Origin of the sequence: Streptosporangium sp. NPDC049248 (assembly GCF_040678965.1) — a bacterium.
Lineage (GTDB): Bacteria > Actinomycetota > Actinomycetes > Streptosporangiales > Streptosporangiaceae > Streptosporangium > Streptosporangium fukuiense.
Window position 1 is genome coordinate 146,639 of sequence record NZ_JBFAQY010000008.1, and the last position, 11,693, is coordinate 158,331.

At 70.9% G+C, this 11,693-nt stretch carries 8 protein-coding genes; all 8 read left to right on the forward strand.

The features are described 5' to 3' along the window. The first annotated feature begins 503 nt into the window (after positions 1 to 503). The 8 genes from AB0K21_RS17535 to AB0K21_RS17570 all read left to right on the forward strand — a co-directional run bounded on the left by AB0K21_RS17535 (position 504) and on the right by AB0K21_RS17570 (position 11,668). A complete protein-coding gene (locus AB0K21_RS17535) occupies positions 504 to 1,535 on the forward strand; it encodes a conjugal transfer protein (protein WP_343977611.1) in 1,032 nt (343 codons plus the stop codon). 151 nt (positions 1,536 to 1,686) lie between these two features. Next, positions 1,687 to 1,962 carry a hypothetical protein gene (locus tag AB0K21_RS17540; protein ID WP_037970213.1) on the forward strand — a complete coding sequence of 92 codons (276 nt, stop codon included), beginning with the start codon at positions 1,687 to 1,689 and terminating at the stop codon, positions 1,960 to 1,962. A 47-nt stretch (positions 1,963 to 2,009) separates the two neighbouring features. Then, the gene (locus AB0K21_RS17545) at positions 2,010 to 4,409 is read left to right on the forward strand and encodes a TcpE family conjugal transfer membrane protein (RefSeq protein WP_364151018.1); all 2,400 of its coding nucleotides are present in this window, start codon (positions 2,010 to 2,012) and stop codon (positions 4,407 to 4,409) included. Between the two features lie 118 nt (positions 4,410 to 4,527). Further along, positions 4,528 to 7,020, forward strand: a complete 2,493-nt coding sequence (locus AB0K21_RS17550; RefSeq protein WP_343963864.1) for an ATP-binding protein — start codon at positions 4,528 to 4,530, stop codon at positions 7,018 to 7,020. Next, positions 7,017 to 9,329, forward strand: a complete 2,313-nt coding sequence (locus AB0K21_RS17555) for a type IV secretion system protein (protein ID WP_364151022.1) — start codon at positions 7,017 to 7,019, stop codon at positions 9,327 to 9,329. The genes AB0K21_RS17550 and AB0K21_RS17555 overlap by 4 nt, the downstream gene beginning before the upstream one ends. A 2-nt stretch (positions 9,330 to 9,331) precedes the next feature. Beyond that, entirely contained in the window at positions 9,332 to 9,997 is a 666-nt protein-coding gene (locus tag AB0K21_RS17560; RefSeq protein WP_343976157.1) for a hypothetical protein, read from the forward strand. Positions 9,998 to 10,010: 13 nt separating this feature from the next. After that, on the forward strand, positions 10,011 to 11,108 hold the full coding sequence (locus tag AB0K21_RS17565; protein WP_343976160.1) for a bifunctional lytic transglycosylase/C40 family peptidase: 1,098 nt from the start codon (positions 10,011 to 10,013) through the stop codon (positions 11,106 to 11,108). Between the two features lie 161 nt (positions 11,109 to 11,269). Beyond that, complete coding sequence (locus AB0K21_RS17570) at positions 11,270 to 11,668, forward strand: (deoxy)nucleoside triphosphate pyrophosphohydrolase (protein ID WP_343976163.1); 399 nt, start codon at positions 11,270 to 11,272, stop codon at positions 11,666 to 11,668. Positions 11,669 to 11,693 lie beyond the last annotated feature (25 nt).

Genomic DNA, 11,693 nt, shown 5'->3' on the forward strand with positions numbered 1-11,693 from the left:
GAAAGCGGCCGCGTCACGTCCGCCCGGTCGTCCGCCGATGATCGTCAAAATGCCGGACCGGGGCGACGGCTTCCTCGGCCCGGCGGCATCGGAGGTCGCACCGAGCGGAAAGCCGACGCGCCGGTGGGCGCCCTCGCGGCCCGGTCGTTGTTCGGACCGGGGAACGAGGCCATTCCGTGGGGTTGTGACACTGGGTGACGTATTTCGGGTTAAATGCGCAGGTCGCGACAGTCCGGGAACCGTCCAGTTAGCAATGCGTGGCGTTTGAGTAATCGACCCATGCGTTGGCCAGGGGTAATGCACTTTTCATCGGGCATCGGCGGCATCGCCGGTCTCGACGGGGTTCCAGACCGGGTTTGCTCAGTCATCGCGATGCCTGCAGCATAGGCGTGGCTTTCCTGGAAGAATCGGCGGGGCGGCTAGAGTAAGTGCGTCACCATGGCCGACGGGATTGGCGGCGATACGACACCGTGCGGCCGAGGATTGACGCGAGCGGAGGCGTGATGGCTCGAAGGTCGACGGTCCAGCGTGATCCCCGGATCGCTGGCGACCCTGAGCTGTCGGCATACCCGGACTTTCCCGACGACCCCGATCTCGGCCGCGCCCCGGCGCGCGGGCGGGGCGCGTCGCGGGGCCGCTGGTCCGGTGGAGGCGGTCGCTGGCTGGTGTGGACCGGCCGCGCCGTGCTCTGGGCGCTGATAGTCGTCATCGTGGTGAACGGGGTCCGCGCGCCCTTCGAGCGTTTCACCCAGCAGAACGCCCCCTCGGGCGCGGCGCCCGCCTCCGACAGCGGGTTCCCCACCGCCCAGGGGTCCGCCTTCGCGACCCAGTTCGCCGAGGTCTACCTGAACTTCGACGGGGCCCGTCTTGAGGAGAGAAGGTCGCGGCTCGCCCCCTACCTGCCCGAAGGCACGGAGCCGCAGTTCGGCTGGGACGGTTTCGGCCGGATGAGCGCCGGCGCGGTGCAACCGTACGGGATCGAGGTCGTCGACGCGGACAACGCGGTCGTCACCGTCCTCTACCAGTCGGACAACCGCCGCCAGCTGCTGTCGGTGCCCGTCTACCACGACCGGTCCACGAAGAGGTTCGTCGTCGCGGGGCGTCCGGGCATCCTGCCGGCGCCGAAGGCGGCCGCCCTGCCGCCCAAGGCCGCACCCGAGCGTGACCGCGCCGCGGAGCAGGAGCTGCGCACCCCGATGGAGGACTTCTTCAAGGCCTACGCGGCGAGCGACACCGCCTCGCTGCAGCGTTACGCCGACGCCGGGATCACCCTGGAGGGATTCGGCGGCGCGTTCACCTTCCTGCAGCTCAAAGAACTCGCCGTGCCCCTCGGAGGGGGAGCCACCCGAGAGGTGACCGCGACGGTCCTGTGGGGTGTGCCGTCAAAGGCGAGGCAGTCCACCGACCCGGAACCCGCGGATCCCGGCCAGATGGAAGGCAAGCTCGAGCAGGCCTACCTGCTCACCGTGGTCAAGCAAGGCGACAAGTGGTTCGTCAAGGACATTCGTGGTGCGTATCGATCTGTGGCGAGGTAACGCATGATCGAATGGTGCCGGTCCACGGTGAGCAGACCCCCCCTGATCGACGAGCCGCCGGTTCGGGTTCGCGCGCGAGTGCGTCGCGGGCCCGTCGCCGCCCGGGGGCCGCGATCGTGAGTACGGAGGACAAGAAGTGATTATCAAGACCATGCTGCTGAGCGCCATGGAGTTCGCTCAGCCCACAGCCCCTCCGGCAGGCGTCAACACAGAAGGCCTCGCTGACTTCCTCCGCAGTTTCTTCGCACCGCTCTTCCTCGTCATCGTCTCGGTGGTGGCCCTCTTCTTCCTCTTCACCCGTGAGATCACCAGGTTCGTTCAGTTCATCATCCTGGCGATCGCCATCGGAGTGATCTTCTACGTGCCGAACATCATCGAGGTGACTGCCAAGGCGATCGCGGGCGCACTGGGCATCTCGGGGGGTTGAGACCGCCTCCAAACGGTCAAACAAGGAGAGGCGGAGAGGAGGATCACGTGGACCTGCCCACGTACACCAATATCTGGAGGATCGAGAAGCGGCTCTACAAGCTGTACGACCTACGGCTGCCGACGCCGCTCCCGATCGTCTGGATCGGTGGGTTCGTGGGAGTGCTGGCTCCGTGGTCGCTCCTGCTCTACCTGCTCGGCCTGCCCTTCGCGGCCCCCTGGCACGTGCTCTACCTGGTGCCGCCCGGTGTGGTCACCTGGCTCTCCACCCGGCCGGTGATCGAGAGCAAGCGGCTCACCGAGCTGCTCCAGTCGCAGATGCGCTACGTGGGCGAGCCGCGCACCTGGTGCCGGATGGCTCCCATCTCCGAGCCCGCCGAGATCGCGCTGAACGGCCGGATCTGGCGGGCCGCGCCGCGGCCCGCCTCGGTCCGGGTCAAGGCGTCGCGCAAGGCCCGCCACGCCCAGTCCAAGCGCGCCGCCGCACGCTCGCGCGAGGTGCGGCCTGCCGTGGCCGCGGCGGCGGCGGCCGCCGCCACCGCCCCGGTCGCCCGCGAGCGCGTCGCCTGGGGCGAGGCTCGCGCACTCCGTCAGGGCACCGCCCCGGCCCTCGCCCAGACCACGGCCGCCGAGCCGGCCCCGGTCGTCCCCGTCCTGTCCGCGGTGCCCCGCGCCTCACTGCCCGTCGTGTCACCGGAGCAGGCTCCGGCCGAGACCGTCACCTCCCCGCCGGACACGCCGGTCCCGGGTCCGCCCTCGCGGCCGATCGCCGACGCTCCCGCCGACCGGCCCGCGGCCCAGTGGGACCGTGCTCCCGCACGGGAGCACGCCGAGGGCACTCCGGCGACGCCCGGCACGCCGGACACGGCGGACACGGCGGAGGCTCCGGCCGCTCCGATCAGCACCGAGGCGCTGCGGCGGCTGCGCAGGCTCGCCGCCTCCGCCGAGGCTCAGCGCGCCGCCGCCCCGCCCACCCCACCCGAGCCCGAGGTGTCTCCGGAGATCTCCGTGCCCGCCTCGCGCTCTCCCGTCCGGGACCGTCCCGAGGCCCCGGCCGTGCCGCCGCCCTCACCCTCGGCTCCGGAGCCGGCCCGGGTGGAGACACCCGCCAAGGGCCGTACGGTGCCCGCCGAGAGGCCGGCCGTCGTGCCCGACCCCGTGGAGAAGCCCTCCGCCCCGGCCGTTCCGTCCTTCGTGCCCAGGTTCGTCGGACCGGCGCCGGCCGGACGCCGTGACGCTGAGGCGGCCGAACTCTCGCCGGACGACAGGAGCGCCCGGCGCCAGCACCGCAGAGGGCGGCCCACCCCGATCGGCCGGGCGGCCGACGCCTCGAAGGCATGGCCGCCCGAGCGGCCCGCCGGGACGCAGGCAGGTCCCGGCATCCCAGGGGACACCGGCGTCCAGACCGGTGCCGGCATGTCGATCCGCGCGGTCCCCTCGGGAACGGCGAAGGCCGATCCGGTGGCCCCCGTGGTGCCGGTGCCCACCTCCTCGGCCGGCGAGGCGGGGGCCAGGGTCCGCCGGGTGGAGTCGGTGGTCGGCAGGGACTCCTCGGGCGGCTGGCGGCGGCTGGCCCAGGTGGTGATCGGACCCGGGGGCGGCGGCCGTACGGACGGCTCGGAGATCGACGAGGCACGGGCCAGGGCGGTGTTCAGCGGCAGCCGCCGGGTGGTGGTGCTGGGCTGCACCGGCGGCGCCGGGCAGACCACGACCGCGCTCATGCTCGGCCACACCCTCGCCCGCTACCGGGAGGACCGGATTCTCGCGGTCGACGCCAGCACCGGCTCCCACGCCCTGTCCAGCCGGATCCAGGGCGAGTCGCCCGAGACCCTGAGCTCCCTGCTCGCCGGCCTCGACAACGTCCAGGGATACCTGGGCATGCGGGCCTACACCAGCCGTTGTGCCTCGGGGCTGGAGGTTCTCGCCGGGGACACCGACGCCGGTGCCGAGCAGCGCCTGTCCGACCGCACGCTCTTCTCCGACCGGCGGCTCGGCCAGACCATGGACACGCTCGACCGGTACTACAAGATGATCGTCATGGACCCGGCGGCGGCCCTGGCCGCGCGGGTGCTCCCCTACGCGGATCAGCTCGTCCTCGTCGTCCCGGCCAGTGAGGACGGGCCCGACGCGGTGGCCATGACCTACGAGTGGCTCGACGGGCACGGCTGCGCGGACCTCCGCCACCGGGCGGTCATGGTCGTCAACGGGGTGAGCCGCCGCAGTATGGAGGACGTGGAGCAGGCGGAGGCGGTCGCGCGGGGCAGGTGCCGGGCGATCGTCAGGGTCCCCTGGGAGGACGCGCTGGCTCCCGGCAGGGCCGATCGGGTGGAACCGTCCCACCTGAGGGCGCCGGGCCGCCGGGCGTACCTCGCCCTGGCGGGTGTCGTGGTGGCGGGCTTCGGAACGGTGCAGGCGGGTCGACCCAGCGAGGAGGAACTAGCTCAGTGATCCCCCGGGCGCGAGAAGACGTGGTGAACGGGCGTGACGAGGTGCGGGTGAGCGGGTGGGCCGGAGGCCGCACGGGCAGGCGTGCGGGCAGGGCCGTACGACCGGTGGGGGAGGGCCTGTGAGCCGTGCGTCCCGAGCGCGCAGCCGCCTCGCCGTCCGGTACTTCGACGACCGGATCCTGCTGACCGACTCGTCGGTCTGGGCCTATTTCAGGCTTCCCACCGTGAGCTACGAGTTCATCACTCCCGAGGAGCGGGAGGCGCTGGCCACCAACATCACGATCGCGCTGGCCGCCATCCGGATGCCGGACGCCGAGGTGCACCTGCGGGTGGCGCACCGCACCTACCCGGCCGCCGAATGGGCGATGGCGCTGAACGCCACCTCCGACGAGGGCCCCGGCTGGCGTGACTACCTGGAGGACATGTACCGGCACGTCTGGGCCAAGGACTTCTGGACCAAGGAGGTCTATCTCGGGGTGCGGCTCGGCACGCGCGGCAGGCAACTGGGCACCGGGGTCCTCTCCCAGCTCTTCGGCTTCTACCAGCGCAGCGAGAAGGCCCTGGGCATCGAGGACGACCATGTCCCCAAGGCGGAGATCGCCAAGTGGTCCGAGCAGGCGGAGCGGCTGGGCAGGGCACTGTCGGCCAGCGCCCTGTACGCCAGGCACGCCAGCTCCGTCGAGCTCGCCTGGCTGTTCCAGCACGCCACGACCGGCTCCCTCGGCGACCCTCCGGCCTCGGCCAGCCCCAAGCGGCGGTGGGGACAGGGGGAGATCGAGTCCCTGGTCGAGGGGCAGATCCACAACGGCAGGGCGCTGCTCCGGATCGAGCAGCCGCACGGTGACTCCTACGTGGCGCACATGTCCTTCGCCCGTTTCCCCGACCTGATGCCCTTCCCCGACGGCGAACCCTGGATGCACTTCGCCGACCAGCTGCCCTTCCCGGTGGAGATCAGTTCGAGGATGCGGCTGATCCCGCCGGTCAAGGCGAGCAAGGACGTGGCGCGCCAGCTCGCCCACGCCCGTGACATGGACATCCACATCCGCGAGGCCGGGGCGGAGGCGCCGCTGGCCCTGGCCGAGCAGATCGACGCGGCCCGGATGCTGGAGCACGGCATCACCAAGGAGCGCCTGCCGTTCGTGTACGGCTGGCACCGGCTGATCGTGTCGGCCCCGACCGAGGAGATCTGCGTGCAGCGGGTCGAGGCGGTCGTGGAGCACTACCGCGACATGGGCATCGACATCGTCAACTCCACCGGCGACCAGTTCTCGCTGTTCTGCGAGACGCTGCCGGGCGAGCGGGTCAGGGTCAACGCCTACGCGCAGCGGCAGCCGCTGCGCACCATCGCGGGCGGCATGGCCACCGCCACCGTCGACCTGGGTGACCGGACGGACGAGGGCGGCTCGGGCTGGATGGGCCCGTACGTAGGGGAGACCCTGGGCCGGGCGCGCAGCATCGTGCACTTCGACCCGCTGGTGGCGGCGACGCGCAACCGGCCTACGGCCATCGCCATCACCGGCGAACCCGGCGGCGGCAAGACCACGCTGGCGCTGTTGATGATCTACCAGATGGCGCTGCGCGGAGTGACGGTCGCGGTCATCGACCCCAAGGGCGACGCCGACTCGCTGGTCCAGCTACTGCGGAAGCGGGGTAGGAAGGCACGGATCATCCCGCTCGGCTCCGCGGCACCGGGCCTGCTCGACCCGTTCTCCTTCGGCGACGACCTCGCGGCCAAGAAGACGATGGCCACCGAGACCCTGCGCCTGCTGCTGCCGCGCATGTCGGAGGAGCGCGAGTCGGCGATGATCCAGGCGGTCGCCGCGGTCTCCAACGCCGAGGACCCGTCGCTGGGCAAGGTGGTCGACTTCCTGGAGCAGACGGACGACGCCGCCTCCAAGAACCTGGGCGCGGTGCTCCGCTCCATGTCCGACATGCATCTGGCCAGGCTCTGCTTCGACCCTTCGGGCGGCGACCAGATCGACACCGAGGGCTGGACCACCGTCTTCACCCTGGGCGGTCTGACGCTGCCCGACGCCTCCACCGGCCGCGACGACTACTCCTACGAGCAGCGGCTGTCGGTGGCGCTGCTCTACCTCGTCGCGCAGTTCGCGCGGGGTCTGATGAACGGCCTGGACCGGCGGACCCCCAAGGCGATCTTCCTGGACGAGGCATGGGCGATCACCTCCACTCCCGAGGGCGCCAAGCTGGTGCCCGAGGTCAGCAGGATGGGCCGCTCCCGCAACACGGCGCTGGTCCTGGTCTCGCAGAACGCCGGTGACCTGCTGAGCGAGCAGGTGACGAACTGCCTCTCCTCGGTGTTCGCGTTCCGTTCCACCGAGCGGGTCGAGGTGGAGCACGTGATGGCGCTGCTCGGTGTCGAGGCGTCCGAGGAGCACAAGGCGGTGCTGCGCTCGCTCGGTAACGGTGAGTGCGTCTTCCGGGATCTGGACGGCCGAGCAGGCCGTATCGGGGTGGACCTGATCTCGGACGAGCTGCTGCGCTGGCTGGATACGAACCCTACCCACGACAAACCCGACGAGAAAGTGCATGATCTCCCTGGGGGCGACAGAGTCGATGGGCCGGGGGCTGCGGCGCTGGAGGTGCGGTCATGAAGGGCTCTCGCAAGAGGGATTCCCGCAGGGGAAGGCTGGGCAGGCGGATCGCCATCGGGCTGGTGGCACTGGCCGCGTTCCTCGCGCTGCCAATGGTGTTCCCCGACGAGGCGTCCACGGCCGTCGCCGCCGCGCCCTGCGACATGTCACCCGACCTGTCCCCTGACATCGTCGCGGGAGGTGTGGACGGCCTGATCAAGCCGCCGGTCCCGGACCCCGCGCAGCCGGGTGCCCAGGCGGAGGTTCCCGCGGTTCAGGGCAACTACGCGACCTACGGCATGAGCGGCCAGTTCTGGCACACCCACCAGCTCGGCTGTGACGACATCGCGGCGGTGATGGGCAACGCGATGGCCAACACGGTCTTCCTGTGGGCCAAGGCGCTGGACCGGCTGACCATCACCACCTACCAGGCGGCCGCCACCGAGGGGCCGCTGGAGTCGATCAAGAATGTCGTCGACGACATCGTGGTCCGCCTGGCCGACGCCATGTACTGGCCGTACCTGCGGCCGCTGGTGATCCTCGGCGCGGTCTGGCTGGCCTGGTACGGGCTGATCCGCAAGCGCGCCACCACCACCGCCGAGGGCGTCATCTGGATGGTCCTCGCGGTCACCGTGGCCGTCTGGTTCTTCAGCCGCCCCGGAGACCTCACGGGGCTGGGCAAGGTCGTCACCGACAAGACCGGCGAGGTGGTCAACTCCGCCTTCTCCGGGCTGCCCGGTGCGGGCGGCACCTCCTGCCTGCCGGCCAAGGGCGACGCCAACCCGCAGGTCCAGGGCGGTGGATACGGCCAGAGCGGCGTGCCGGGAGTCGAGCAGAACTCCGACGCGCTCTGGTCCACCCTGGTCTGCAAGCCGTGGCTGATGGGCCAGTTCGGCACGGCCGACGCCGACGCCCCCGTCATCAAGGTGTTCGGCGCCAAACTGCTGGAGATCCAGACGATCGACGCGGCCGAGCTGAAGGCGCAGCAGGCGCCCGAAGCGGGCTTTCACCAGGCACGATACGAGACAGAGGTCGCCGACAAGCTGCAGAACACGCCGATCTTCCCCCTTTTCCAGGGCAAGGACTGGACGAACCGGCTGGGGGTCGCGATCGGCGCCTTCATGGCCGCGGTGGTCGCGGGGCTACTGATCTTCCTGGTGGCGGTCTCGCTGCTGGTGCTCAAGGTCGGGTTCCTGCTGCTGCTGATCCTCGCGCCGGTCTTCCTGCTGATCGGCGTCCATCCGGGGTCCGGGCGGATCATCGCCATGCGCTGGGTGGAGATGCTGATCGGCACACTGCTCAGACAGGCGGTGCTGGCCCTCGTCCTGGGCGTGCTCGTGTACGGCTACGCGCTGATCATCTCCACCGCGATGCCATGGGGTATGCAGGTCATGTTCATGGCGATCCTGACGATCGCCGTGTTCTTCTACCGGCGGCCCTTCCAGCACCTGTTCGCCTCGATGGACGGGCACACGCTCACCACCCGGATGCTCGGCGACGCGGCCACCGCGCCGACCCTGCAGCGGGCCGCGTCCGCGCTGCCGCCGGTCGCGGCGGCCAGGGTGGGCCGCTGGGGCATGCGCAAGGCGGAGCCGATGCTCCAGGCGGCCGCGATGGCCGGCGGAGCCTCCGTCGGCGCGGCGGCCGCCGCCACGGTCGCCCAGGGCAGGGGACGCGGCGAGGACGGCGCCACGCCGGCCACCCCGTCGGGCACCCGGGTCCCGGTCGGCGCGCAACCGGCGCCGCTTGACACCGACTCCCAGGCGGCGGGGCGGCGCAAGGGCACCGGACGCCCGGTCACCGCGGCACGCCCGGGCGCGGCGCCACCGCTCAACCTGTCCGGTGCCGGTACGGGCGGTGGCGCGCCCCCCACCAGGTCCGGAGGGTCCTCGGGACGTGGTTCCGGCGGCTGGTTCGGCGGCTCGTCGGGAGGCTGGGCGCCGCAGGGCGGCTCCTCGGGCAACGGGGCGTCCTCGGCGGGCAGATCGTCCGGCCCCTCGGCGGTCAGGCCCGCCGCGCCATCCTCGGGTGGCGGCCGGTCGGGCGGCAGCATCTTCGGCGGCTCCTCGCGAGGCGGCTCCGGCTCGGGGTCGCGTAACGGCAACTCCTCCCGCGGCTCTTCGGGCCCGAAGGGCTCGGGCGGTTCGAGGTCGGGCGAGAGCATCTTCGGCGGCTCGCGGAGTTCCTCCGGCGGTTCGCGGAACCGGGACGCCGGAGGCAGGTCGTCCGAGGCGCCACCGCTCTGGATCACCAGGCGAGCGGAGCGCGGTGGTGATGCCGGTGAGCCGCCGCCGTTCTGGCTCCGCCCGTCCAACCCGGACAGGGACTGACGTTGACCGAGGGAGGCAGCCGGCGGGGAGTCGTCTTCGCGGTGCTGGTCGCGGTGCTCGCAGCGGTCGGCGTCTACCTGACCATGTGGCCGGAGGGCGACGGGGTGGAGAACCTGACAGAGCCCGCGGGGGCCACCCGTACCGTGGCATCGGGACGGGAGCCGGTCGCGGAGCCGACGCGTCCGGAGGCGACGGCCAGCAACGCGCCCTTCGACGTCTACTCCTACCTGCCGATGACCAAGCAGGAGTTGGCGGCCGCCGCCGACTACGCGCAGCGCTTCACCGCCGAGTACGGCACGTTCAGCTACGACGAGGACCCGGCGGTCTACGGCGACCGCCTGAAGGGTTACACCACGGCCGAGTTCTCCGGGGTGCTGCTGCGCACGGTCACCTCGCCGGGCACCGTCGAGGCGAACAGGGCCGACGAGGTCGTCTCGGTCGGCGCGGCGCGGGTGAAGGAGATCCGGCAGATCAACAGCGCCTCGGTGGTGTTCGTGGTCGTCGGCACCCAGAACGTCACGGCCAAGAGCGGGGTGAACGAGAGGACCGCGGAGTACGCCGTCACGCTCATCCAGGTCGGTGCCGAGTGGCGGGTCCACGACCTCCAGCCGGCGGATTCCGGCCAGGAGGGAGACGAACAGCCTTCCGAGACCGGCGTGGCCGGATGAACGGCGGAATCTCATGAGGGAGAACAGACACCTCCGCCTCGCGCTGGTCCTCGGAGTCGCCGGACTCTGCATGATCACGCTGATCATGGCGCCGATGATGATGATCAGTGGTTTCCCCTCGTTCCCCTCCATCACCGGGCAGGCGCAACCCGACTGCGGGAAGAACGTCCAGACGGTGGGCGACGAGTCGGAGACCGCGACGTCCGACATCCCCGAGGAGTACCTGAAGCTCTACCGCGAGCACGGACAGAAGGTCGGCGTGCAGTGGAACGTGCTCGCCGGGGTCGGCAAGCGCGAGACCGACCACGGACGCTCCACGCTCCCCGGCGTGCGCAGCGGCGTCAACTACGCGGGCGCCGCCGGGCCGATGCAGTTTCTCATCAGCACCTGGGGCGGTAAGGCCAAGATCAAGATCCCGTCCACGTTCAACGGCTACGCCTCCGACGGCGACGGAGACGGCTGGGCCGACGTGTACAACCCGGCTGACGCCATCCTAGGCGCGGCGAAGATGCTGAAGCGGAACGGCGCGCCGGAGAACGTACGGCGTTCGCTGTTCGTCTACAACCGCGCCTGGTGGTACGTCGACCAGGTCATGGAGATCGCCGAGAAGTACGCCAAGGACGGCGAGGTCGCCACCCCGCCCGAGGCGGACGACAGCTGCGACGAACCCATGCTGGAGGCGGCGCCGACAGGTACGGTGGCCGCGATCCTGCAGTACGCGCTGGCCCAGCGCGGCAAGCCTTATATCTGGGGCGGCACCGGGCCCGCCGGCTACGACTGCTCGGGGATCATCTACATGGCCTACCGGAGCGTTGGCCTGACCATTCCGCGGACCACGTTCGGCCAGTGGCCGTTCGGTGTGCAGGTCTCCGCGGGGCAGGAACAGGCGGGTGATCTCGTCTTCTTCAACTCGGGTCCCGGCACCGGCCCCGACCGTCCCGGGCACGTGGGCCTGGTGGTGTCGCCGGGCAAGATGGTCGAGGCGAGATGCCGGCTCTGCGGGCCGATCAAGGTCACCACCTATCGGGAACGCACCGGGATCGTGGGGTTCACCCGACCGCTGCAACACCCCCAGATCCTGGAGCAACTCAAGTTGAGGGAGCAGGGCTGACAGAATCGGGGGCGTCATGTTCGGCGAGGGGACGGCCTGGCCTACCCGGCAGGTGAGTCGCTTCCTGTTACGGTTCCGGTGTTCTGACCATCGCCCAACTCGGCCGGGGGAGCGAGAAGCCGCTCTCCTCGGGGAGCGGAGGAGTCACGGAAAAGGTCGTTGTGGGCGCCGCCATCGTCGATGGCCAGGGCAGGCTGCTCGCCGCCCAGCGCGCCGATCCTCCCGAGCTGGCCGGTGGCTGGGAGCTGCCGGGAGGCAAGGTCGATCCCGGCGAGGATGAGCACACGGCGCTGGTCAGGGAGTGCCAGGAGGAGCTCGGCGTACTGATCGAGGTGGGCGAGCGGGTCGGCGGCGACTGGGCGCTCGCCGGCGGCTACGTCCTGCGGGTCTGGTTCGCGGTGATCGCCGAGGGCAGGCCGGAGACCAGGGAGCACCTGGATCTGCGCTGGCTGGAGATGGACGAGCTCTACGACGTGGCGTGGCTGCCCGCGGACCTTCCAATCGTGCGGGCGGTACAAGGTCGTCTCAACGATGGGCAAGGTCGGTTCAATAAGGATTGATCGTCTCCGCACCGTGACATAACTG